22 protein-coding genes and 1 tRNA gene are annotated in these 24,785 nt (G+C 43.3%); 11 read left to right on the forward strand and 12 right to left on the reverse strand.

Going from position 1 to position 24,785, the window contains the following annotated elements:
• Nucleotides 1-27 precede the first annotated feature (27 nt).
• Nucleotides 28-1,929 carry a molecular chaperone DnaK gene (gene dnaK / locus H6F42_RS03145; RefSeq protein WP_190397899.1) on the reverse strand — a complete coding sequence of 634 codons (1,902 nt, stop codon included), beginning with the start codon at nt 1,927-1,929 and terminating at the stop codon, nt 28-30.
• A gap of 407 nt (nt 1,930-2,336) precedes the next feature.
• Here dnaK and H6F42_RS03150 point away from each other — a divergent pair, with 407 nt between their 5' ends.
• The 5 genes from H6F42_RS03150 (at nt 2,337) to H6F42_RS03170 (ending at nt 7,270) form a co-directional block, all read left to right on the forward strand.
• Nucleotides 2,337-3,662 carry a dihydrolipoamide acetyltransferase family protein gene (locus H6F42_RS03150; RefSeq protein ID WP_190397900.1) on the forward strand — a complete coding sequence of 442 codons (1,326 nt, stop codon included), beginning with the start codon at nt 2,337-2,339 and terminating at the stop codon, nt 3,660-3,662.
• A 289-nt stretch (nt 3,663-3,951) separates the two neighbouring features.
• Complete coding sequence (locus H6F42_RS03155; RefSeq protein WP_190397901.1) at nt 3,952-5,367, forward strand: DUF6602 domain-containing protein; 1,416 nt, start codon at nt 3,952-3,954, stop codon at nt 5,365-5,367.
• A gap of 246 nt (nt 5,368-5,613) precedes the next feature.
• Nucleotides 5,614-6,189, forward strand: coding sequence for a Uma2 family endonuclease (locus H6F42_RS03160; RefSeq protein WP_190397902.1), 576 nt, complete (start codon nt 5,614-5,616; stop codon nt 6,187-6,189).
• 25 nt (nt 6,190-6,214) lie between these two features.
• The gene (locus tag H6F42_RS03165; protein ID WP_190397903.1) at nt 6,215-6,409 is read left to right on the forward strand and encodes a hypothetical protein; all 195 of its coding nucleotides are present in this window, start codon (nt 6,215-6,217) and stop codon (nt 6,407-6,409) included.
• A 75-nt stretch (nt 6,410-6,484) separates the two neighbouring features.
• Nucleotides 6,485-7,270 carry a DUF3120 domain-containing protein gene (locus tag H6F42_RS03170; RefSeq protein ID WP_190397904.1) on the forward strand — a complete coding sequence of 262 codons (786 nt, stop codon included), beginning with the start codon at nt 6,485-6,487 and terminating at the stop codon, nt 7,268-7,270.
• 306 nt (nt 7,271-7,576) lie between these two features.
• On the opposite strand, the gene H6F42_RS03175 is transcribed toward H6F42_RS03170, so the two are convergent.
• Nucleotides 7,577-9,007, reverse strand: coding sequence for an MFS transporter (locus tag H6F42_RS03175; RefSeq protein ID WP_190397905.1), 1,431 nt, complete (start codon nt 9,005-9,007; stop codon nt 7,577-7,579).
• A 640-nt stretch (nt 9,008-9,647) separates the two neighbouring features.
• Between H6F42_RS03175 and trxA the strand changes: the two genes are divergently transcribed.
• Entirely contained in the window at nt 9,648-9,980 is a 333-nt protein-coding gene (trxA, locus tag H6F42_RS03180) for a thioredoxin (RefSeq protein WP_190397906.1), read from the forward strand.
• Nucleotides 9,981-10,464: 484 nt separating this feature from the next.
• The gene (pyrR, locus tag H6F42_RS03185) at nt 10,465-11,013 is read left to right on the forward strand and encodes a bifunctional pyr operon transcriptional regulator/uracil phosphoribosyltransferase PyrR (RefSeq protein ID WP_190397907.1); all 549 of its coding nucleotides are present in this window, start codon (nt 10,465-10,467) and stop codon (nt 11,011-11,013) included.
• An 81-nt stretch (nt 11,014-11,094) separates the two neighbouring features.
• Here the strand turns inward: pyrR and cobM are convergent, their stop codons facing one another.
• The 3 genes from cobM to H6F42_RS03200 all read right to left on the reverse strand — a co-directional run bounded on the left by cobM (nt 11,095) and on the right by H6F42_RS03200 (nt 14,535).
• Nucleotides 11,095-11,889 (reverse strand): precorrin-4 C(11)-methyltransferase, encoded by a 795-nt coding sequence (cobM, locus tag H6F42_RS03190; protein ID WP_190397908.1) that lies wholly within the window; start codon nt 11,887-11,889, stop codon nt 11,095-11,097.
• Nucleotides 11,890-12,036: 147 nt separating this feature from the next.
• Nucleotides 12,037-13,083 (reverse strand): cobalt-precorrin-5B (C(1))-methyltransferase CbiD, encoded by a 1,047-nt coding sequence (cbiD, locus tag H6F42_RS03195; RefSeq protein WP_190397909.1) that lies wholly within the window; start codon nt 13,081-13,083, stop codon nt 12,037-12,039.
• 63 nt (nt 13,084-13,146) lie between these two features.
• Entirely contained in the window at nt 13,147-14,535 is a 1,389-nt protein-coding gene (locus H6F42_RS03200) for an N-acetylmuramoyl-L-alanine amidase (RefSeq protein ID WP_190397910.1), read from the reverse strand.
• Between the two features lie 381 nt (nt 14,536-14,916).
• Between H6F42_RS03200 and H6F42_RS03205 the strand changes: the two genes are divergently transcribed.
• Nucleotides 14,917-15,321 (forward strand): NIL domain-containing protein, encoded by a 405-nt coding sequence (locus H6F42_RS03205; RefSeq protein WP_190397911.1) that lies wholly within the window; start codon nt 14,917-14,919, stop codon nt 15,319-15,321.
• Between the two features lie 289 nt (nt 15,322-15,610).
• Nucleotides 15,611-16,363 (forward strand): DedA family protein, encoded by a 753-nt coding sequence (locus tag H6F42_RS03210; RefSeq protein WP_190397912.1) that lies wholly within the window; start codon nt 15,611-15,613, stop codon nt 16,361-16,363.
• 200 nt (nt 16,364-16,563) lie between these two features.
• On the opposite strand, the gene H6F42_RS03215 is transcribed toward H6F42_RS03210, so the two are convergent.
• The 4 genes from H6F42_RS03215 to H6F42_RS03230 all read right to left on the reverse strand — a co-directional run bounded on the left by H6F42_RS03215 (nt 16,564) and on the right by H6F42_RS03230 (nt 21,652).
• Nucleotides 16,564-16,648: transfer RNA gene (locus H6F42_RS03215), tRNA-Ser, on the reverse strand.
• Nucleotides 16,649-16,800: 152 nt separating this feature from the next.
• Nucleotides 16,801-17,958: a hypothetical protein gene (locus H6F42_RS03220; RefSeq protein ID WP_190397913.1), complete on the reverse strand. Its 1,158-nt coding sequence runs from the start codon at nt 17,956-17,958 to the stop codon at nt 16,801-16,803.
• 350 nt (nt 17,959-18,308) lie between these two features.
• The gene (locus H6F42_RS03225; RefSeq protein WP_190397914.1) at nt 18,309-20,687 is read right to left on the reverse strand and encodes a hypothetical protein; all 2,379 of its coding nucleotides are present in this window, start codon (nt 20,685-20,687) and stop codon (nt 18,309-18,311) included.
• A gap of 248 nt (nt 20,688-20,935) precedes the next feature.
• The gene (locus tag H6F42_RS03230) at nt 20,936-21,652 is read right to left on the reverse strand and encodes an SDR family oxidoreductase (protein ID WP_190397915.1); all 717 of its coding nucleotides are present in this window, start codon (nt 21,650-21,652) and stop codon (nt 20,936-20,938) included.
• A gap of 315 nt (nt 21,653-21,967) precedes the next feature.
• On the opposite strand from H6F42_RS03230, the gene H6F42_RS03235 reads away from it, so the two are divergent.
• Both H6F42_RS03235 and H6F42_RS03240 read left to right on the forward strand, forming a co-directional pair.
• Nucleotides 21,968-22,369: a rubredoxin gene (locus H6F42_RS03235; protein WP_199288889.1), complete on the forward strand. Its 402-nt coding sequence runs from the start codon at nt 21,968-21,970 to the stop codon at nt 22,367-22,369.
• A gap of 103 nt (nt 22,370-22,472) precedes the next feature.
• Nucleotides 22,473-23,474 carry a photosynthesis system II assembly factor Ycf48 gene (locus tag H6F42_RS03240; protein ID WP_190397916.1) on the forward strand — a complete coding sequence of 334 codons (1,002 nt, stop codon included), beginning with the start codon at nt 22,473-22,475 and terminating at the stop codon, nt 23,472-23,474.
• A 29-nt stretch (nt 23,475-23,503) separates the two neighbouring features.
• Here H6F42_RS03240 and H6F42_RS03245 read toward each other — a convergent pair whose 3' ends face one another.
• The 3 genes from H6F42_RS03245 to H6F42_RS03255 form a co-directional block, all read right to left on the reverse strand.
• A complete protein-coding gene (locus tag H6F42_RS03245; RefSeq protein ID WP_347272282.1) occupies nt 23,504-24,100 on the reverse strand; it encodes a lysophospholipid acyltransferase family protein in 597 nt (198 codons plus the stop codon).
• A gap of 219 nt (nt 24,101-24,319) precedes the next feature.
• The gene (locus tag H6F42_RS03250; RefSeq protein WP_190397918.1) at nt 24,320-24,466 is read right to left on the reverse strand and encodes a hypothetical protein; all 147 of its coding nucleotides are present in this window, start codon (nt 24,464-24,466) and stop codon (nt 24,320-24,322) included.
• Nucleotides 24,467-24,483: 17 nt separating this feature from the next.
• On the reverse strand, nt 24,484-24,774 hold the full coding sequence (locus H6F42_RS03255) for a BolA family protein (RefSeq protein WP_190397919.1): 291 nt from the start codon (nt 24,772-24,774) through the stop codon (nt 24,484-24,486).
• Between the last annotated feature and the right edge of the window lie 11 nt (nt 24,775-24,785).

Raw genomic sequence — 24,785 nt, forward strand, 5'->3', positions numbered from 1 at the left:
GTGCATTGCACCGCTTTTTTATGTTACTTACTTAGATTCAGTGAAGTCAGCGTCAATGACATCATCATCGCCACTTGCTGCATCACGGGTTTCGTCTTCAGGAGCCGCACCAGTTGGAGCTTCCGCACCACCTTGTTGATAGACAGAGGAGCTAAGAGCATAGAGCGCTTGCTTCAATTCTTCAGCTTGAGCGGTGATTGCTTCGTGATCATCCTTGGCAATTGATTCACGAAGAGTCTTGACCAATCCTTCGATCTTGGTCTTGTCAGCTTCAGGAACCTTGTCACCAAGATCCTTGATTTGCTTCTCAGCTTGATAAGCGAGAGAGTCAGCTTGGTTTTTCGCTTCAATGCGATCGCGCTTCTCTTTGTCAGTCGCAGAGTTGCGTTCTGCTTCATTAACCATGCGCTCCACTTCATCCTTAGGCAAGGTGGAAGCACCAGAGATCGAGATAGTTTGGACTTTACCAGTTCCCTTGTCCTTAGCGGTTACGGATAGCAAACCGTTAGCGTCGATGTCGAAGATAACTTCGATTTGAGGTACGCCACGAGGAGCAGGAGGAATACCGTCGAGACGGAAGGTTCCTAAGCTCTTGTTGTCGTTAGACATTTCACGCTCACCTTGGAGAACATGAATTTCCACATTGCTCTGTCCATCAACGGCTGTAGAGAAGACTTCCGACTTCTTGGTAGGAACAGTGGTGTTTCTAGGAATAATCTTGGTCATTACGCCGCCCAAGGTTTCGACACCGAGGGAGAGAGGAGTAACGTCAAGCAAGAGAATGTCCTTAACTTCTCCAGCCAATACACCCGCTTGCACGGCTGCACCGATCGCCACCACTTCATCAGGGTTAACGCTTTGGTTAGGCTCTTTGCCAAGAATCTTCTTAACGACTTCTTGCACCGCAGGAATACGGGTAGAACCACCAACCAGAACTACTTCATCGATCTTCGACTTGTCGATCTTGGCATCACGGATTGCTTGCTCGACAGGAATACGGCAGCGATCGATCAGGTCAGAGCAAAGCTCTTCAAACTTGGCACGGGTCAAGGTGGTGTCTAAGTGCTTAGGTCCATCTTGAGTAGCGGTGATGAATGGAAGGTTGATTTCTGTTTGAGTGACGCTCGAAAGCTCAATCTTTGCCTTTTCGGCAGCTTCAGTCAAACGTTGCAATGCTTGTTTGTCCTTGCGAAGGTCGATGCCTTCAGCCGACTGGAACTGACCAGCTAAGAAATCAACGATCTTCTTATCGAAGTCATCACCACCGAGGTGAGTGTCGCCACTGGTGGACATTACTTCAAATACACCGTCGCCAACTTCAAGGATCGATACGTCAAAAGTACCGCCGCCTAAGTCAAATACAAGAATGGTTTCGTTAGTTTTGCTATCAAGTCCGTAAGCCAAAGCTGCGGCTGTAGGCTCGTTAATAATACGGAGAACTTCAACACCTGCAATCTTGCCAGCATCTTTAGTTGCTTGACGTTGAGAGTCATTGAAATATGCAGGAACGGTGATCACTGCTTGGGTTACAGTTTCGCCGAGATACTTGCTGGCATCATCGACTAACTTACGCAAAACCTGCGAAGAAATTTCTTCAGGGGCAAATTGTTTGCCTGCGGCGGGAGCGTCAATTTTGACGTTTTCGCCAACTTTCATGACTTTGTAAGCGACTTGCTTCGATTCGCCACTAACTTCGTCATAACGGCGACCGATAAAACGCTTTACTGAATAAAAAGTGTTATCGGTGTTCATCACGGCTTGGCGCTTAGCAATTTGTCCAACTAAGCGATCGCCATTTTTGGCGTAAGCAACTACCGATGGTGTTGTACGGAAGCCTTCGGCGTTTGCAATCACCGTTGGCTTGCCCCCTTCCATGACGGCGACGACTGAGTTTGTCGTACCTAAGTCGATTCCAACTACTTTAGCCATAAGGCTTCCAACTCCTAAGTTTTGTAAATCTTTGAACTCATACAAGATTAACTACTTTTCCCGATTAGCACATCAGGGGGACTCTACCTAATTCTGTAGGGTTTACCGTACAAAACAGCCTATACAGCGTTTGTAGAGGTCAACTACCCCCTTCCCACTCAAGAAAGAGCTATGCCGCGCATAGCTCTTTCTTGGTTTTATATGCATATTTCTTCGGTGGGAAGGGAGTAGGAGCTTTTTTAGAAAACGCTAGTACAGACAGAGATATTACTAATTGATGTAAGCGATCGCAAAAACACGTTAAGATTTATGATGGCGTTTTGAGATAGCGTTTCGACTTCAGACGTTGATTTTGTTGATTTCACATTTCAGTTCTGCATTGATATTTAGATATTTATAAATTTCCTATGATTTACGAAATTTTCATGCCCGCGCTTAGTTCCACCATGACTGAAGGCAAAATCACCTCATGGGTGAAATCACCTGGGGATAAGGTGGAGAAAGGCGAAACAGTCGTGATCGTAGAATCAGACAAAGCAGATATGGATGTCGAAAGTTTTTACGAAGGCTATCTCGGTGTAATTATCACGCCCGCCGGTGAATCTGCTCCCGTTGGCTCGGCGATCGCCTATGTTGCGGAAACCAAAGAAGAAATCGAAGAAGCTAAAAAGAAGGCTGCTACAGGGAAAACAGGCACAACTACCCCTGAAACCTCCTCCCAAAAAGGTAATGAAGAACCACCTTCCAAGCTAGTTTCATCCCCTACCGCCGCCTCGACTGCATCCATTCCCGATACCGTGATCTCCTCGCCTCGAAAGGCAGCTAGTACTGTTCCATCAGGTCGTCAGATCGTATCCCCCAGAGCCAAGCGTATCGCCAAAGATAATGGCGTTGACCTCACCCAAATCGCAGGCACTGGTCCCAATGGACGCATCACCGCCGCCGATGTCGAAGCATTTTTAAGCCCCGCATCTACTCCTGCCCCTGGGGCTGCTGTGGCTGTTGCTCCAAAAGCTGCTGCTACCCCTGTTCCTGCTAAAGCTGCGTCTCCTGTTGCGTTAGGTACTTCTCAGTCCTTGACGACTTTGCAAAAGGCAGTGATCAATAACATGAATCAAAGCCTCTCAGTGCCTACATTCCGCGTGGGTTACACGATTACCACCGATGCTCTGGATGCTCTCTACAAGCAAGTCAAGTCTAAGGGCGTAACTATGACGGCTCTCTTGGCTAAAGCCGTTGCCGTAACTCTGCAAAAGCATCCTTTAGTAAATGCCAGCCTTAGCGATCGCGGTATCGAGTACAAGAGCAATATTAATGTTGCCGTTGCTGTGGCGATGGATGATGGCGGCTTGATTACGCCTGTGTTGCAAAATGCCGATCAAACAGATTTGTATACTCTCTCTCGCAATTGGAAAGGTTTAGTTGATCGCGCCCGTGCGAAGCAATTGCAACCCGAAGAATATAACTCTGGCACATTCACTATTTCTAACTTGGGTATGTTTGGCGTGGATCGCTTTGATGCGATTTTGCCTCCCGGAACTGGTGCAATTTTAGCGATCGGTGGTTCTCGTCCTCAAGTCATGGCGACTAAGGATGGCGCAATCAAGGTTGCTAATCAAATGCAAGTCAACCTCACTGCCGATCACCGTGTGATCTATGGTGCTCATGCGGCGCAGTTCTTGCAGGATCTAGCCAAGTTGATTGAAACCAATCCTCAATCTTTGACCTTGTAATATTTCTGGCTGTTTATTAAAAAGGAGGTCGTAGTACTTGATGCTACGACCTCCTTTTTGATTTGTAATCTTATCCGTAGGATGTGTTAGCGCTAGCGTAACGCATCCAAGCTTTGTTTATCGTATGTTCACGCATTGTTCATTGGCGGGTTATTTCGACTAACAGCACTCTACCTACTATATTTATAAAATTAAGTAAAATTGTTTATTGATTTTGAGTAAGTCTTAATTAACATGTGATTACTATCAAATTTCCGTGTCTGTCGTTCATTTTAAAAAAATCTAAACAATGATTAAAAAGGCATCAGAACTGCTGGAAAGCTTTATACAAGAAGAGACCAAAAAACTAAAAGAGTTTAATATGTCTCATATGCCAACACTAGGAACCGCTTATGAAGAAATTACTAAACAAGGAATTGACAGAGAATTTATAATCCCTAAAGAGCTTAATCTTAAGCTTGTATCAGGATTTATCATTATTGGCAAAGAACTTTGTCCTGAACAGATCGATTGTATGCTTGTCAATGGAGAGGGGGAAAGGTATGGTTTAACTGAACAATATATTTATCCAATTGAACAAGTTCTTTGTATATTTGAAGTCAAAAAAACTCTAAGAAAATCTGACTTTTATGATGCTTATTTTCATTTGAGTCATATTAGAAAAAAGTATGCTCAACACTATAAATTAGAGGATATCGATAATTTTAAATTACACATCTTAAGAGTAAGAAAAAGCTTCTCTCGAATTACAGGTAGGTCTGCTCCAGAAGAATTCTGTGATATTAATTGTCTTTCAAGCTGTGATCAGATGTTATTTGAATCTCTCCTTCAAGACTCATTAGCGCCTATTAGTATTATTCATGGATATGGGGGATACAAAACTCAGAGTGGTTTACGTAAAGTGTTTATCGATTTTTTAGAGGATGCAATTAAAACCAAAGAAAATAGAACAGGATTTGGGGTAGTAAGTTTTCCTTCGTTGGTTACGTCTAATGAGTTTTGTCTTGTAAAAGGAAATGGATTTCCTTTTGCACAAATTTTGAGTAAACTAAATGAAGAAGAATGGGCTGTAATATCTTCCTCTAGATATAATCCAGCTCGTATGATTCTAGAATTAATATGGACAAAAATATCCATTTATTTTGACATCAAAATGCCATGGGGTAACGACTTAGATCTAGAGATTTTAAGTCCTTTAATTATTGCTAAAGCGCATGAAGTAAATGGCTCTGCTGCTGGATGGATTTATGGAATTATAGAAATTAAAGAGGAACGGTTAAAAAGAGAAAGTTATACTCGGTGGAAACCTTATGGACTTTCTATCGCATCTATTATCGCTATTCATAACATGGCAATGAATGGGGGCTATTTATCTCTTACTGATGGAATAGATGAGTATTTATCAGAAAAATATTCTGTTGATTTTTCTGATGTCTATAATAATTTAATCAAGTCACGTGTATTCATGCGAGATGGTGACTATTTGCGCCCCATAAGTTCCTCTACTTATATAATTATTAATGAAGATGGTAGTGGATTGATATCTTCAGAAAAAGATAGGTTTGACAACTGGTGTAATGAAAACAATGTGACACCAAGTTATATGATTCTACAATTTATTGATAATGATGAATATTTAGATTCGGATAGAATAATTAACCTCAAAGAACAAGAATCAAATTTAGTTTTTATTTACTTAAAATAATTGAGTGCGTTGTCAAAATTTTTTGAGTTGTGAGGTTTTGGGCTGAGCATCTTTAAGCTTGCGCTAGAATTAAATTAAGTAACTAGGCATAAAAAAACTTAGAAAGCATAGATGTAAGATCCCCGACTTTTTTTATGAATTTGTAAATTACCTTTGCTTGAGTAGAAAAAGTCGGGGATCTGTCCATTTACAGGTTTTCTTTAATGACATACTTAGTGAATTCACGCATTAGCCGAAAATAAAGTCATGATGATCGCCACAGAAAAAGCTAAAGCTAAAATTTGGACTGATGAAGAGTTTATGGCTCTGCCTGATCATGGCGATCGCTACGAAATTATTGATGGGGAGTTGATAACTTTGGGTAACTCTGGCATGGAGCATGGGAATATCGGCATATTCCTTGGCGGCTTAATCGAAATTTTTGTCAGACAACACCGTCTTGGTGTTACCTGCGACTCAAGTACTGCTTTTAAAATGAAAGGTGGTAACAAGCGATCGCCTGATATTTCCTTTGTAAGCAAAGAACGTCTAACGGGTCTGAAACGTTTGCCCCAAGGATTTTTTGACGGTGCGCCAGATTTAGTTGTGGAAATTATTTCCCCCGGCAATACCTTTGAAGAAATTCATACCAAGGTTGAAGAATATTTTGCAAGCGGAACCAGATTGCTATGGATCATCCATCCCGATGAAAAATTTGTGCTGGTTTACCATAGTCCTCAACCCGATCGCTTACTGCGTGGTGATGACATTTTAGATGGCGAAGACGTAATTCCTAATTTCAAGGTTGCTCTCAGCGATTTATTTAGAACCCTAGATTTTTAATATCGAATTTTCGAGGTGAGTCGTCATGATTGCCATCCCTAAGCCTCTTGAAATAATTACAACAACTCAGGTTGATCAATCTCGACCTGTTGCCGAACAAAGGATTTGGCTAGAAAACATCAGTTGGCAAACCTTTGAGCGATTGCTGGAAGATATAGGCGATCGCCAAACACTCAAGGAATTTCGGCAATGGGTAAGCGACAATCTTAAAAAAAGCTAGAGGCTACGCTAGATTGGTTAAAAAAGCCTGTTAATATATTAAGTAATAAAAATTAACATAACTTTTTAAGATACTTTGTTTTTAAATCCTGACAAGGTTGAACTAGAGGAGCGCACCTTAGCACGTTCTACATCAACAGTTCAGGCAATATCCCTAACTGCAAATGTTACGTCTGCGTTTCCCCAATATTTATCGCAATACTTACTGGCTATCGCTTCCTTAGTGCAGCATTGGCAAGTTTGGTTTGCATCACTTTTTTTAGTATCTGTTCCCGTCTTTTTTGAAGCTCCCCTAGTGCGTTATGCCCCTTGGTTGAGCTTGATCTGTACCGTCGGTTGGCTAGCGATCGCCAAGCATCTCCAATCAGAACCTAAAACCAAAACATGGGGAAGTCTCATTTGGGGCTTTAGCCTGACATGGTTATGTGGATCTCTCTATTGGGGATGGCTACGCTGGGAACCTGCCTATCATGTGCCTGTAGAAGCTCTGGCTTTACCTTGGGCGATCTGGGCAACTCGCCAAGATTCACACCGAGTTGGCGGATGGTTTTATATCGGCTCATTATTAGGAACAACGATTACCGATTTTTATTTCTACATCACCCACCTGTTTCCCCATTGGCAAGCATTGATGCAAGTGGAGTCAGATATTAGCTTCGCTAAACCGATCCTTAAAAACGCTTTAGCTCTAGTCGAAACTCCATGGGGCATGACATGGGCTTGTGTCTTAGCTGCATTGCTCTTAATGAGTGGCAATAGAGCCATGCGATCGCCTCAGCTTGGTTACTGGGCGTTTGCTGGTGCAGTGTTAGGCACAATTTTTGTGGATTTATTATTTTTCAGTGTTGCCATATTGGGATAAAAAAAGAGTCGCTAAGCGACTCTTTTTTTATATTGCGAAAGTGCGGTACTTAACTGTTTTTTGGGAAAGTTTAGGAAATTCTGGCAAATTTAGGCAAATAAAAACCCAGCGTTGGGGCGCTGGGTGCAGTCAGTTTAAGGCTTCATTGATTAGTAGGTTAGTCGAACTAGCTACCCATTTACCTCACACGATCGGGTGAAATATTAGCGAACATTAAAATAAAATTCCAGAATTGAGTAGCGAAGCTACTCAATTCTTTTCGGAAATCTTAAAAGTGTTGGCGCTTCGCGCCAACACTTTTGAAAATTAATCCATTGGTAAGGAGTCAAATTTCTTAAATTCGCCATTCCAAGGCGCAAATAAGGGTAAAAACATCATCCCCGGAATGGCGAGAACTAGGGTAAACAAGAAAAATAGCGCCCAACCTTTACCATCACTGCCAGCGAGTAAAGGAATTTGGTTAATGCTCGACCATGTGGGCATATTGCGCTGAATAAATTGCGCTGCCTCACCAGAGAAAGGCGAAGCCAAGAGATCTCGTCCGACCGCAAAAAGACTAGAGAGGAGGGCAAACTGGGTTGCCGAAAAACTGGGATTACACAGCACCATGAGAAATCCTAAAAAGCCTGCGGTTCCCATGCCACCGCAAAAATTTTCGACATTAATCGCGGCTAGCAATACCAGTTCATTTTTACCAACTACCGCGATCGCATAGTAGCCAATATTGCTAATCGCTTGTAAAAATCCAAACACCCATAGCGATCGGTTTACCCCAATTTTACTGAGAATCGCTCCCCCCGCTAAGGTTCCGACGATGGTGGCAACTACCCCAATGCCCTGCCGCACCGTGCCGATTGTGCCGTCATCAAACAACGTTTTTAAAAAGGGAACTGCCATTTTGCTAACCATGGCATCACTAAAGCGATAGAAGATCGTAAATACGAGAATTAGTAAAACTTTGCTTAGTCCTAAACGTTGAAAAAATTCTTGAAATGGCTTGACTACAGCTTCATCAAGGGTGGCGGGACGGGCTTCAACTTCGGGAGGTTCAGGAGCTAAGAGCGTAGCAACTAACCCAAAGCTCATTACCACTGCTAGTAATACATATACCCAAGCCCAACCAAATCGGTTAAGACTGAGGCTAGAAAACCCAATATTAGAAAGAAACTGTGAAAATGAGGATTTCCAACTAAATCGAATTGCTAAATTAAAACCAACAAATCCTGCAAATAGAAGAGCGATCCGATAGCCCATTACCCAAATACCGATTCCCGCTCCTACTTCCTCAACTTTTAAGACATCGGTGCGATAGGCATCGATCGCAATATCTTGAGTAGCACTAAGAAAGGCAAGAATTAACGCTGTGAATGCCAAAACTGGTAAAGCACTGCTCCTACTAGGCACATCTAATTGGTCAACTGTAAACATTTGCAAAGCGATCGCTAAAATTGCCAGTACTAACCCCCCTTGAGTTAGGGCGATCCAGCCGCGTCGCCTACCTAAAAATGGTGGCACGAAGCGATCGATTAGCGGTGACCATAAAAATTTGAGTGAATAGGGCAAAGAAACTAAACCGAGCCACCCAATCGTACTGAGGTCAAACTTAGCACTGGTAAGCCATGCACGAAAAGCATCATCGGTTAGGGCAAAGGGTAATCCTGACGCAAAACCAAGTGACAAAAGTGCCGCCATCTTGCGGCTCTGAAAAACCCGAAAAAATTGGGCGATCGTGTTCATATTTGCGGATTAGACTACAATATATATGTAAGCGGAGACGAAAGTTTCCGTTCACTCCTCACACCACATTCCGCCTGAGCTTATGAGCAGCAAAGGCGGTTTCTTATTTTTGGGCGATAAGTTTTGTTTTACCACTCTTACTGTAGAGGTTTAAGAGGCAAACACCAAAGATATAAGCAGGTAGGCATAATTAGATATAAAACCCAAATAAGCTGATTCGCCCGCGAAGCTGGCGAATCAGCTTATTTGGGTTCTTGGTTTTATTAAGCCTAGGTACTTAGCAAGGCTTTAAATCAAGATTCAAAAAAGAGTGATGACGCAAAACGCCGTCACTCTTTTTTAGGAGATGTAGCGCTATTCGCTCCCATCCAAACCAAGAGATCCCCTAAAAGCTTTACTTTGCAACACTTTTAGGGGATCTCTTGTGGTTCTTTTGAGTGCTAATTGCGGTATACAAAGAGAAGTGGCACACATTGTACGTTCGCCACTTCTCTTTGTTTTTTTTATTACGCTCAATTTCTTATGGTAAGGATAGTTTTCACAATTTTGCTTTTTATTAAATTTGTGATTCTAGCTGTTATACTACCTACACATAATTTTTGAAAGTATAAGTTTTTAGTATTTAGGGAGTTAGCAAAGCATGTCATCAGCGATCGCAGTCACAGATGCTAGCTTTGAGCAGGACGTACTTAAAAGTGACATCCCTGTTCTAGTAGATTTTTGGGCCCCTTGGTGTGGTCCTTGCCGTATGGTTGCTCCTGTAGTAGAAGAAGTAGCCGCACTATATGAGGGCAAAATTAAAGTCTTTAAGCTGAATACAGATGAAAATCCTGCTGTAGCTGGTCAGTATGGCATTCGCAGTATTCCTACACTGATGATATTTAAGGATGGTCAGCGTGTTGATGTAGTTGTCGGTGCTGTTCCCAAAACAACATTAGTTAGTACTATCGACAGACATGTACCTGAAGATTAATAACCTCCTTGGTTAATCTCATAAGTAGCTAAACGTAATTAAAAAACCAAAACCTGTGACCCACGAGCAGCTTGTGCCAAAGGTTTTGGATTTTATATTTAATTGCCTGTACTTACTTATCCTGATATGAGTTTGATTTCTAAAAGTCCAAAAGTACTACTGTGCTTTTGGACTTTTCATTTTAGAGCAATGCCCACAAGTATTGTTATAGGTTTGGGCATTTATAGCTGTGGTCACTTGTATTAAGACAACTCAAAACCCCAGAAGGGAGTTGCGGCGCTTTGCGCCGCAACTCCCTTCTGGTTTAAGAATGGCAACAGATGTAAAAACTAAGAATAGAATAGCGGCGCAAAGCGCCACCAGAGATTTTTTGAAAGTGTTGCTTTGCAGCACTTTCAAAAAATCTCTGGATTTGGGTTTGAGTGCAAAGCGCTGTATATTTAGAGAAATATAAGTCCCTCTTATCAATTTAACGAGCTAGGTAGTGCCGCAATCTAAGATTGTCGAAATTTTATCTGCTGACGAGTTACGCCGTACCGTAAATCGATTAGCTTCACAGGTGGTGGAAGCTAGTGATGATTTAGCGAATGTTGTTTTGCTAGGTGTTTATACTCGTGGAGTACCGCTTAGTGTGGCGATCGCTAAGCAGATCCAAATTCTGGAAGGAGTCTCAGTGCCTACGGGAGCGCTTGATATTACCTTTTATCGAGATGATTTAGATCGGATTGGCTTACGAACACCAAGTAACACTGAAATTCCCTTTGACCTCAATGGCAAAACTGTAGTTTTAGTAGATGATGTAATTTATAGCGGTCGAACGATTGGCGCAGCTTTAAGTGCTATCCATGATTATGGTCGCCCCAAGGTGGTGCGTTTATTAGTGTTAATCGATCGCGGTCATCGTGAATTACCAATTCATCCCGATTATGTGGGGCGAACTTTGCCAACGTCTAAGGACGAGCAGGTGAAGGTCTTTTTGAATGCGGCTGGAGATAATCGCGACGGGGTAGAGCTAATTAAACCGATTTTCTAAGAAGAGAGAGGCAGCGCTATGCGCTGCCTCTCTCTTCTTATGGCAAAACTAAAAATGGCTGCGCCATTTTTAGTTTTGATTTTAGGGCTGTCGAAATAAACGTTTGTAGTTCGCACTATATAGTTGCGATCGCTTTTCGGTGCTTTTCTCACTATTAGAATTTATATAATTTGTCTTTGTATGATTAAGGGCCGGACTAATCACAAACAGAGTAGTACGGGTGAGCTGTTCTTGGCGAGTGGTTGCCGCCATTGCCGATAAAGGTACGGTCAAGATTTTTTCATCATCCCAACCCAATCGATAGCAAATGGCTACGGTCGTATCTAAAGGATAATGTTCCGCTAATTTGGCTTGCACATTTTCCACATGATGGGCGCTGAGATAGAGGCAGAGAGAAGCTTGATGAGCCGCGAGTTTTGATAATTCTTCTTTTTCGGGAACTTGGGTGCGTCCACTAATGCGGGTGAGGATAATTGTTTGGACTAGTTCGGGAACGGTGAGTTCGACCTGAAGTCGAGCGGCGGCTAGTTGAAAAGCGCTTACCCCCGGAATAATTTCAAAGGGAATTTCGGCTTCGGTTAAAGCCATAATTTGTTCTTGAATGGCTCCATACAGGCTGGGGTCGCCATCATGGAGACGAACTACTAATTTTTGCGATCGCACTCTGTCGAGGAGAATGGCAATAATTTCTTCGAGGGATTTACTTGCTGTGGGAATAATTTCGGCATCTTTTCGACAAAACTTAAGCATTGAGTCGGGGATGAGGGAATTGGCATAGATGATGACATCAGCTTTGGTGAGGAGTTCTCTCCCTTTGACGGTAATTAGATCGGGGTCACCTGGCCCCGCACCCACTATATAAACTGGTTCTAGCATTAAATTTTTTTGTTCAATATATGCAGGATACTCTTTCCTAATCCCTTTCCACTCAAAGATTAGTGGTGCGGCGCGAAGCGCCGCACCACTAATCTTTGGAGTAGAGTAATAAATAATTTGGGTGGCAAAGCCCGCCCAAATTATTTATTAGGAAAGAACTAATTTTCCTAAGCGATCGCATAGGATTGTTCTCACCTTTACTTGGCGATCAGTATATTTATGGATATAGGCCGCAGCCCGTTGTGTAATCTGTTGCGTTAGATATTCAAAAACTGGGCGATCGCAATCTTGCTCCACTAATAATTGATGTATGGCCTCAGCAGTTGGTAATTTTTCAATGCGCTGAATGATATCGAGGGACAAATTCACATGAACTGCGGCACGGACAAGAATATCAATCCTTGCGTCGGCTAAGTGACTGGAAGTATTAAAAATTCCACCCGCAAGCTTGAGCAATTTGCCATGATAGCCCACCAACGTGATAGAAGTAACGCCCAACAAAGCCGCTTCCACTAACATGGCTCCCACCCAATTAGCGGTTTGGACTAATTGCGAAGTTTCAAATTCCAGATTTTGAGCAACTTGATAGCCATTCGCACCAATATAAAAGGCTAATTCTGAGGAAATAGCCGCTTTCTTTTGCAAGTCTTCGCGAAATTCATCCAGTTTTTCCTCTACGGATAGGGGCTTAGATATTGCCGAAGTCCCCAGTAAAGATAAACCTTCAAAAATTCCAAAAGCGGCATTAGAAGTTCGCTTGGCGATCGCTTTCCCTTCAGGCAAAATAAAGCGCACTCTCGCCGAGATATTCCTCGACAATAAAGGAATTAGATTAACTTCCGCTAAATTTTTTGCTAATTGATAAATAGCTGGCTCCCCTTGAGCTGTTCTCCCCAAACCTTCCCCAGCCTCTAAAATTAACTGCGAAGAATCTTCGTTAGGTCGTTCTTCGAGACTTACCCAAGCCCAGACAGGCGTTCCTGCGGTCAGATCAAGGTTATCCCCGGGGTCACTAATGGCGATCGCTAAGGCTGTATTTTGATCAATAACTGCACTTTGGGCGATCGCGATTTCCCCTATTCCTGCTTCTAATAAATCCATCTTTACCAAACTGGAATTTTGGTTGCTTAAGGCAAGGATGGCGGCTTTGGCGGCAGCGATCGCAAAGACAGGAAGGGTGTAACCAGATTTCATACTTAATATTTTGCAACGTTTGGAAGTCACTTAGATAAAAAGATTGCAAAGCAATCTTTTTATCTAAAAAATACCTGCGGATTCGTAGAGGCGGCGAATTAGCGCGAGAATTTTACGATCGTACAGGGGATCGATTGACCAGCGACCCGTCAGCTTACTTGCCACAGGTGCCACACCCCTAGCCACCAACTGAAATCGTGGCGACACGACAGATTGAAAGAGAGGAGCCGTACTCGCATAAGCCTTGAGGTGCTGAATATGCGCTCTTACACCAGTTCGCTGATCGGTAAAACTAGCTCCAGACAAGCTTTTAGCACTAGAAATCCCTGAGCCTAGATTTGCAAAATTATTTTGCTCAGGTTCCACACTTTGAGAAAAGCGTAAAAAATTAGTTTCTACACACATTTGACAAAAAGCTATGTCATGGTTCACCCCTTCAATCGCCGCCTCTTCACGATACAGATGGGGTAAATCGCCATAATTAGTCAGCGCAGATTCATTATTATTTTTGAGGAACATGAGCAACTGCACTTCGGAGGTGTTCCCCACTCCCATAATTTGATCGATTTGACCAGTAAATACTTTAAAAATAGTTTTGAGATAGAGAGTGCGGGTGGCACTATCCCAAAATACAGAAGTATTTAGCTCCCGTAAGGAAATGGCTTGGACATAAACGATATTTTGATAGCGAATACGGCAATTTAGCGGAATTTGACTCAGATCGAAACCAAGGCGATCGACTAAATCCGCTGGCACATATACATTACCAACTACTAAAATTCCCTTTTCTTCATAGCTTTGTCCATTGAGATTGATATTAATCTCTGGATAAGTTGTGGGCTTAATCTTTTGGGGGCGGTTGGAAGGAGTGAAGACGGGAATAGTTGTGGCGGTTTCTTGAATCCAAGCCTGTAAACCGTCAGCAATCCCAATGGCATAATCTCGCCGCCGAGTTTGCATCAGCAAGCGATCCTGCGAGCTATTGCTAAAAGCTAGTTCTAACATCATCGAGGGAATAGAAATTTGACGACAAAAACTTAAACTGCCGATACTCGCGATCGCATCTGCTTTTGCCCCACGATTGGCGATTTCAGGTACGCGCTTCGTGATGGCATTGGTGAGAATTTCGGCTTGCCGCTTCCGAATGGCGTTATTGGTAATGTAATAGGTCGTAGCTCCCCGCATTTCGGTGCTATTCACAATATCGAAATGCAATGATAAAGCCACATCCTCTTTGGTGGCTCTTTCGTTAATCCAAGCGATCGCCTCAGTTAAATTTAAGTCCTCACTAGAACTCGCGATCGCCAAACCACGCGATCGGAGTTCAGCAATTACTAAGTCTCTTGTCGCTGCTAGCTCGGCGGTGTCAGTGACTCCACTGACAATTTCGCTGAGATCGCGAAATGAACCCTCAAAACCACCGTGACCTGCGGAAATAAATATTTTGCCCATATCCCTATCTGCTAGTCAATTTCAGCAAGCAAAAAAGTCTTCGTAAGTCTATCAGCTTTTGCCCTATCTGGCAGGTTATTATGCAATATAGTGAATTTCTTTTGTGGTGCAGCGAAGCTCCGCCACAAAAAATCTAGTTCTCATTTTGTAGCTCGGTAAAACCGTACTACAAAAAATCTGGTTCTTATTTTGTAGCGCGGCAAAGCCCTACTACAGAGAGTCTGGTTCTTATTTTGTAGCGCGGCGAAGCCGCGCTACAAAGAGTCTATTTTTTTAATTAAGGGTAAGAATTATTAAAAAAGCAAAGTCTTTAAAAGTAATGCGAAGCATTACTTTTAAAGACTTTGCTGCACCGTTTCGTTATGCAATGTGCTGTAAATCATGAAAAAAAGAGTTAATCTTACCTTCCCCAAACGCGCCATCAATATTCCCCTCACCTATCGTCTTGCCAAAGACTTTAACATTGCCGCCAATATCATCCGCGCCCAAGTTGCACCCAACAAAGTTGGCAAAATGGTCTTAGAACTATCAGGCGATATTGACCAACTCGAAGAAGCAATGGACTGGATGCGATCGCAGGATATCGAGGTTTCATTACATGGACGCGAGATTGTAATTGACGATACTACATGTGTTGATTGTGGCGTGTGTACAGGAGTTTGCCCCACCGAAGCCTTAACCCTCGATCCGAAAACTTTTCAACTTAATTTTTTGCGATCGCGTTGTGTAGTCTGTGAGCAATGTATTGCTGCTTGCCCTGTAAATGCAATCTCCATCAACCTATAACGCTTATTTAAGTAGCTAGGCGCAGTTAAATATAATCTTCCAAAACCTGTGGCGCACGCTGCGCGTGCGCCACAGGTTTTGGGTTTTTAACTATGCCAAGTTGCTTACAAACTAATTTTAGGAATTTATAGAGTCTAGGTCACTAAAAACCCTAAAATCAGTTTTATCATCCTAATTGCTACTTGTAAGGTAAAAAACAGGCAGAGTAATTATTAAAGCGCCTATAATGATACAAAAAGTAACAATTTTTCACAAATAATTTAACCCATTCAATTTTGAGTCATAACTCATGCATTTTGAGTTTTTTTCGTTAGAAATTATTCAAGAGTGGACGCAGCAGTATGGATACTGGCTCGTCTTCTTTGGCATCATGCTAGAGAACGCGGGAATCCCATTACCAGGCGAAACAATCACCTTAGTCGGTGGTTTCCTCGCTGGTAATGGGGAGCTGCGCTATCCTTTAGTTTTGCTATGCACTGTCGCAGGTGCGATTTTAGGGGACAGTGCGGGGTATTGGTTAGGGCGTTGGGGCGGGCTACCAGCACTAGAAAAAATTGGCAAATTGTTTAGAATGCCCACGGACGAAATTGAAATCGCTCGTGAAAAATTTCGGGGTAGTGCCGATCGCGCCGTATTTTTTGGGCGCTTTATCGCCATTTTACGGATTTTTGCAGGGCCAATGGCAGGTTTGTCGGGAATGCCCTACTCGCGATTCCTATTTTTTAATGCTACGGGAGCTTTAGTTTGGGGAATAGTCACCACTGGCGTGGCTTACTATGCAGGAACCTTAATTCCGTTGGAGCTATTGGTTTCAGGTGTAGTTAAAATTAGCTCTATCATTTTAGGCTGTGTCGTGTTGTGGTTTGCCTCTCCTCCGACCTTCCGTTGGCTTAAGGAAAAATACATTCTGTGGCGCAATAGTCGCAAGTCACCCGAGTCTAAGCCCAGCCATCCTAATCTTCAGTCTGGACATGAATCTACAGTCCTCATCCCCCTTGCTGAGGAAAAAGTTATGGTCAAACAGGCGATCGATAAAGATTAGTCATCAAACCTCAAAGGGAGTTATACCAATTCACGGAAGTGTGATCACGCTTTCGTGAATTGGTATAACTCCCTAAGGTTTTTAAATTAAGAAATGGCGTAGCCATTTCTTAATTGGGTACTACGGCGCAAATCGCCGTAACTCTCTTTGAGGTTTAGATCAAAAAAGAGGAGCTACCTTTTGGCAGCTCCTCTTTTTTACGGAGAGAGAGGGATTCGAACCCTCGGTTGCTTTCACAACATTCGATTTCAAGTCGAACGCATTCGACCACTCTGCCATCTCTCCCGTTGGTTATTCTAAAGCATCAATCTGCACAACACAAGTAAAAAAATAAAGACTCGCGTTGCGAGTCTTTATTTTTTTATTTACTTACTCCCTTACCACCAAAAGAATAGGGACTTTAAAGTTAATAATTAGTGAGATTGACTTCAAAGGATCTATGCTTTAACCGCAGACATCGACAAGGTGTAATAGCCTAGCTGATTAGGAACTCTTTCCCACTTACCATCTAGCTTGCCTTTAGACAAGTTCTTGGTTACACGATCCTTAGCTTGACGGAAATTCTCTACCGAAAGGTCGCCATATAGAGCTTTGACAACACTATCAGCATTGACAAACTCACCCTTGCGTTCTTGTAAAACCTTCTCGATCGCATCGGTCAAGGTATTACCTTGATAAAGTGGACGCATCACAAGAGAGCTTAAACGACCTGATTTCTTTTGTTGAGGAGCCTTTGCCGTAGCCTCAGCAGCCTTGGCTACCTTTTTAGGAGTCTTTGCCGCAGGGGTTGCCTTAGGAGCTTTTGCCGCAGGAGTTGCCTTGACCGCAGGAGTTTTAGTTGCTTTAGCCGCAGTCTTAGGAGCCGCTTTAGGTGCTTTCGGAGCCTTGGCTACTTTAGGAGCTTTCGCCGCCTTAGGAGTCTTGGCAGGAGCTTCAGCTTTAGCTGCTGCTGCACCACGACCTCTTTTAATGGTCGAAGTAGGTACAGTTTTCAAGGTCTCTAGGGACAAAGTGTAGTAGCCAAGTTGGGTAGGAACACGCTTCCATCTATTTTCGCCTTTACCCTTGGATAGATTCTTAGTGACGCGCTCTTTGGCAACACGGAATACTGTCTCAGTTAGCTCACCGTAAAGAATATCGACTACATCATCCGCATTTACAGCTTGCCCTTGACGTTCATTTAAAATCTTTTCGATCGCTTCTGTAAGGGTCAGACCATCGTAGGAGGGACGCATTGTCAAGGAACCACGACGATGTCCTCTTCCTCTTCCTTTAGCAACAGGTGTAGCGACAGGAGTTGCTTCAGGCTTAGCAGCTTTAGGTTTGCGACCTTTTGTAGGAGCAGGTGGAACTTCAGCAATTACCACAGGCGGGACAACAACAGGAGCAGCTACAGTTTCTTTCTTTTTACCTTTGGTTTTAGGGGTGTCAGCAGGCAAACTTCCTAAAAGTGCTTCAACGTGAGCAAGTTGAGCGCGAGCCTGTGCTACTTTGTCTTCGTATTCAGCTAAGAATCCTTGCAAATGGGATTGTAAAGCTTGTAAAGACGCGCCAAAGCCGTCTGGCTGTAGACTTACAGATAGATCTATACTCATATTATGGGAACCAAAGATATAATAGTGATTGATTGTTTTGATTAGTTTGTTTCCTCATACTTTTGCTTATGATGGAAGAAACTCATCATTTCGTTCTATCACGTTTTGAGAGAACTCGCAATAGTTTAGAAAGAATTCTCACCATTCGGGATCTGCAATTTAACAAAGAACCAATTTTTGATTGACTCGTCGAAGCGGAGTCAATCAAAAATTGGTTCTTGAATTTACTGCTAAATCCTTATCTATGCTTAGATTTACTGTTGCTGGTGAAGAGAAGGGTGGCGCTTCGTGCCACCCTTCTCTTCTTGGTTACGCAGCTATAAGTAGCACTAGAGAAGGATGTATACCGCTTATTTCTTTAACTCTAAGAGAAAGTTTGCCTCATTCACCCGATCGCTATTGGGATAGCGCTCTACCAATCGCTGTAAATAGCGGGGTTGGTCACTGAGAAAGAAGCTGGAAAATAACAAATCGTCGGTATAGCGGCTCTGAGGAAACTTAACCTGTAGCTCTGTGATAATTGTATCTATCCGCCGTTGATAGTCAGTGAGCATACTCTTTTCCCGTTGTTCGTAGTCTTGATAGGAATAGCTGCCTCGGCTCACACTGAGTTGGCGATATTTTCCACTTGCAGTGACACCTGCGGGGGGATGGATACTTTGGGTTTCTGAGAAAGTGTGGTTTTCCCACTGGGCAAGTAAGGTCATCGCAATCATGTATAGTGATTTTTCGCGAATTTCTGAGGGAATACTCTTTTCTTCAATTAGTTGTTGATAGAGAGAAAGAGCGATCGCGTTTTGGCTTCCGCCTTGATATTTAGCCAAAATCTCCGAGCTGCTGCGTTTCGATTCGTCGCATACCCACCACTGACGACAGTTCCAGTCGGAGGGGAGATGATAGGCTCTAAATCCATCCCAGATGGGGAAATAGCCATTTTTCCATCCACCGATACCTGCCCAATCGGAGGCAATTTGATAGCGAGATTCAGGGGTGCTTTCGATTTGCCATTGCTGGAGTTTTTGCCAGCGCAACTTTTGTTCACTTAGCAGTGATTGAGCTTCTTTTTTGAAATTGACTACCCGATTATCATCTTGCCACCAGCGTCCTTGGGGTTGATAGTAGTCTTCGAGGATGCGATCAGGAATTATATTTAGATCGAGATTTTTAGTAAGCTCTAAGGCTCTAGCATAATTTTGCGATCGCGCATATTGAATAGCGATCACATATTGCAAGAGAGGGGCAAGGGTTTGGGTTTCTGGCTCTTGTAGGAGAGTCTGCATCTGCTCTATGGACAATCCCACGTCAAGAAGAGTCCGCACATGGGGAAAGGCAAGATAGATAGCATCGCGATCGCCCATGGGCTGCGTCATAATTTTCATCCAGATTCGCATCGCTCCCATGATGTCGTTATTATCTTGGAGAGCGAGAGCCAGAAAGTAATTAGCATCATCGGCTCCCGAGTGGTCAGGATATTTTTTCAGCCAGTCTTGCCATGCATTTAGACGTTCTTTGTCGGTGCGATTTTCATTGCGAGTGAGGATGTCTTGGCTGCGGGGCTGGGCATTAAAATAGGAGCGTCCTGTCAAATCGCCATATTCACGACAGGCTTGAACAAATTTGGATTGGGGATATTTCTCCGCTATTCCCAATAACAAGTAATAGGCATAGTCCCCCTTTTGCGTAAAATTTTCGTAACTGACAATCCGAGAGAGAGAATGAAGCTGAGACAGATCGTTATTTAAGATGTTTTTGAGTAGTTCTGTCCCTAGTATATCTCCATGTCGATCTAGCTCGGCGATCGCCCAAAGGCGATCGGAGGCTGCCGAGGGAGTCAAATTCGAGATAGATTGATTTGCCAAAGATCGAAAGAATGATCGAGCAGAGGGAGTAATCTCGCCAGCTTTAATTGCGCCTAATCGCTCAACCAAGATATATTCTTGAGCCTCTGTGGATAATTTCTGGAAGGTCGCGATCGCTGCTTGGATTTGGCGATCGGACGGCTGCGGTAACTGCTCAAATTGCAACCACTCAGATAGTCCTGCAAAGTTCTTATCTCGTTGATAGGGAGCTTTGCCATATACAGCGTCATAGCCTAATAGTCTAGATAAGAAGTCAAAATTGAATTGATTGTAGTATTGCGGCGAATTTCGGGGTTCTAGGTTCGCTTTGGCTAAACTAATTAACTCTGCGCGCACTTTAGGGTCATCTAATCCAAATTCTTTTTCCCAGTCCTTATTTTGAGCTTCCGAGATGTAGGGAGCGACATCATAAAAACTAGGAGAGGTCAACCGCCGCTTAATATGTCCTTTGAGCCAGATCGTTGTGTAGGGTTTCCCAAGACTGCGAATACCTTCAATACCATACTTCTGTCTGGTTTCATCGCGAGAGCGAGCGTAATAGCTTAGCAATGGATAAGCTTTTGCGCCATAACGCTTCCAAGCGGGATTTGCTACACCATCTTTTCCCCATTTTTTGATGATGATATCTTGGCGGATTGCTTGAGCAATTTCTTGCCACTGGGGATCGAAGCGGAGGCGATCGCGCAAAATGTCATCAATCTCTAATTGGGAAATCTCTTCAGGGCTGAAGGAATCCGCTTGTTTAGATATTTCGGCAGGACTAGGTATTTTGACGGTACGAGACTGAAATACTTCCGCCGCTTTGAGTGCTGCACCACAGATAAAGATTGTAGCTAATCCTGACAATATATATAGATGCCGCTTTTGCATATTGCTCTCCGAACTCCAACCTATAGGACTATTGCCCTTAGAAAAAGTGACTACTCCCTTCCCAGTGAAGAACTAGGGTTGCGGCGCTTCGCGCCGCAACCCTAGTTCTTGGTTTTTAATATCTATTTTGATACTGGGAAGTGACTATCTATAATTAAAGGCGATTTAGGCGAGATAGAAATACTTCTCAGTAATTTGCAACAAACATCTTATCCAAAAAAAAAGGCGCTAAGCGCGCCTCCTCTTTTTTAAAAGAATAAATGACTTTCAGGTTGAATGTTGATTTCCATCGGTACAGCTTGTGGATCGGCGGAGAGCGCAAACATAATCGCATTTGCCGCAGTTTCAGTCGTCAACATCTTACTGCGATCGACTTTGAGACTGACATTATCCCAGAAGGGTGAATCAATTCCCCCAAAATAAAACAGAGTTACCTTAATCCCCAAGCGACGCACCTCATCAGCCATACATTTGCTAAAACCGACGGCTCCAAATTTGGAGGCACAATAGGCGGCTCCCATTGCCATCGGATGTTTGCCCAAAATGCCAATCACATTACAGATATGCCCAATCTTGCGATCTTTCATCACGTTGGCAACTAACTGACTCGTATAAAAATTCCCCTTGAGATTAAGATCGAGCAGGTAATCAAGTTCCTGTGGCTCAATACGATTGAATTGTTTGAGAACACCTGCACCTGCGGCATTAACTAAGACATCAATCTGTCCAAATTGGGCGATCGCCTGTTGTACCATTCCTTCAACTTGAGCATACTTCGTAATATCCGTAGGAATTGCGATCGCTTCAGCATCGTAATCATCTTCGATGTTATGAACGAGTTCCTCTAATTTATGAATATCTCTCGCTACGAGAACTAACTTTGCGCCTGCTTCTGCTAATTTCGGGACAAGCGCTGAACCAATCCCACCTGTTGCACCGACAACGACAACAACTTTATTTTGCATCTTGTTTAGCTTCTTAAAAGTAAAGTATTTATGCTTGATCATCTTTACAATACTTTACTTTTGTTTACATAATCCCTTCCCACCCAAAAATTAGCTGTGCGACGCTCCTCGCCGCACAGCTAATTTTTGGGTGGGAAGAGAGGAAGTGGATGGCAAGGTAAGTTTCGCTGAGAACCTAAAAAGTTTCAAACCAAGTTTTGTTTTCGGTCAACCTGTGTGATTTTCGCAACTAGGCAAGCTTGTCAAAAAGATGTAATAATTTGTAACAGAATTAACAAGCGATCGCTTAACCATCGGCTCACAACGACCAAAATCATGGAACCCGAATCAAACGTTACGGAAAACTCTGGCGCAGAAACTAAGCCCGTACTCAATATCACCATAGTTGAAGCTTCTGAAGACCAAGAAGAACCCCACCGTCATGAATGTGGCGTATGTGGCTATATATATGAACCATCCATGGGCGATGCCAAAAGGAATATTCCTGCGGGTACGCCCTTTGAGGAAATCGCTGCCGACTGGCGATGTCCTGTCTGTAATACTAAGAAAAAATCTTTTGCAGATATTGGCGTAGCCGCTAAACCCTCTGGATTTACTGAAAATCTAGGCTATGGCTTTGGTGTTAACGTCCTTACTCCGGGACAAAAAAACTTACTTATATTTGGCTCCCTCGCCTTGGCTGTAATTTTCTTTATTAGCCTTTACGCTTTAGATTAAGGTCACAAAGGGGCATCACCTTAGGCGATCGCGTCGCCTTGTGGCAACTTATTTCATATTCGGCATCATAACTCATATTTTTTACTCACTTTTATTTACTTTTATGAAAAAAAGCATAAAACGCTTTCTTACATCCTGTTTACTTTGCCTATTTGTATGTGTGGGACTATTGGGTGTAGGAATGCCCAGCGCTTCGGCTGAAGGAGGCAGTTGGCATAAGGTCGAGCTACCCGTAGCGATTACTCCCCTCGATCTTTGGTTTGATAAGTCGGAACCCAATCACGGTTGGCTAGTGGGTACTGACGCTACTTTGCTCGAATCCACCGACGGTGGCACGACTTGGGAAGAGCGCAAACTCGATCTAGGCGATGGCATTTATCGCTTTTCATCGATTAGCTTCTCTGGACAAGAGGGTTGGCTCACTGGTCAACCTGCCTTACTACTACATACAACCGATAGCGGTAAATCTTGGTCACGCATCGGACTTAGCTCTAAGCTCCCGGGTGATCCCTTTGCGATCGTGGCTTCTGGCTATAACTCGGCGGAAATGGTTACGGACTTAGGCGCAATCTACAGCACTCAAGATGGGGGGCAAAACTGGAAAGCGCTGGTTACTCAAGCCGTAGGTAATGCTCGTAATCTCAACCGCAGTGAAGATGGTCGTTATGTCGCCATTTCGGCAAATGGTAACTTTTATTCCACATGGCAGCCGGGGGATACAACTTGGATTCAGCACAATCGCAATAGCTCTCGCCGTGTTCAGAATATGGGCTACACTCCCGACAATCGCCTCTGGATGCTTAATCGTGGTGGACTAGTCCAATTTAGTGAAGTGGGCGAATTTGAAACTTGGGAAAAAAAGATAACTCCTAAAGAAGGCGGCGGCTTTGGCTTGCTCGATCTTGCCTATCAAGATGCAAACAATGTGTGGATCTCTGGTGGTAGCTCTCGACTGCTGCATAGCGAGGATAGTGGCAAAACTTGGAAACGCGACCTTTCTGCCGCTAATGTGGGTGCTAACCTTTACAAGATTTACTTCTTTTCCCGCGATCGCGGCTTTGTTGTTGGACAAAATGGCACATTACTTGCCTATTCTCCCGAATAAAAAGAATCCCCGCTTGGCGGGGATTCTTTTTATCTACCTAATGCGTGGAGTGCGTTAATTGCATCCGCGCATTTTTTTGTGTACGCCTCAAGAGTGGCGCGATCGCCTGACTCTGGTGCAGGGATTAACTCCCCAATTCGCACCGTCACAGGTTGAAATAATTTCGGAAATTTAGCCCCCTTCGGCAAAATTGTTTCTGTACCCCAGACACTGACAGGTAAAAAAGGAGCATTAGTTTTTGAAGAAATCATCGCCGCCCCTAATTTCGGCTCGGTAATTTTGCCATCCAGAGTGCGAGTCCCCTGCAAGAAAATTCCTGTTGCCCAACCCTTATTAATGGACTCGATCGCCGATCTAATGGCGGCGCGATCGCCTGCCCCACGCTTGACTGGATAAGCCCCAAAAGCCTTAATAGCTTGACTTAACACAGGAACTTCAAATAGTTCTTCCTTTGCCATGAAGGCAACGGGACGACCCATGCAGCTACCCACGATCAAAGGGTCAAAGTCACTGGCATGGTTACTAACCACGATGAGATTGCCAGTCAGTGGCACATTTTCAGTGCCGTAAATGCGCTCTTGATAGAACAAATAGAGTAAGGGTCTGACGACCATCCATTTGAACATCTTATAAAAGATGGGATTTCCCCCACGATTTTTCTCAATAATTTTGGTATTTGTACAGGTTGTATTGTTTTCCATTTACCAATTGTCCAGAACACTATTTCTTAAACTTAGTACGAATTAGGTACATACTCTACTTTTATAGCAATGTAAGTTTTGTTTAGGACATAAAAACCAAAAAGCGAGTTGCGGCACGAAGCGCCGCAACTCGCTTTTTGGTTTTTAGTTTGTACTGGCTAATTCTTGCTTTTCTATATTCAAAACCCCAGAGAGAGTGGCAACACATGCCGCCACTCTCTCTGGGGTTTGGGCTTTGTCAACTATCCAAGCAAGATGAGTTTGGTTTTGAATTCCTAAAAGTGTTGTCACGCTTTTAGGAATTCCATCTATTGGTTAATTAGTTGCCATTGTTCTGGGGTATATGTCTTCAGCGACAGGGCATGAATTGTAGTTTGCATTTGGTCGGATAGAGCTGCATAGACCATACGATGTTGCTGCATCATCGTCTTACCCGCAAAGTTTGTGGAAACCACGATCGCATCATAATGACCACTCCCAGCAGGTGCATTTTTTCGTCCCTCGTGATGCTTATGCAAATCGCTACGGTCTTCTATTTCAACTATTGCTGCACCAATTTTTTCTTGCAAAGTGCTTTTAATGGTGGCGATATTATCCATATTTTTGATTA

Source organism: Pseudanabaena sp. FACHB-1998 (assembly GCF_014696355.1).
Classification (GTDB): Bacteria; Cyanobacteriota; Cyanobacteriia; order Pseudanabaenales; family Pseudanabaenaceae; genus Pseudanabaena.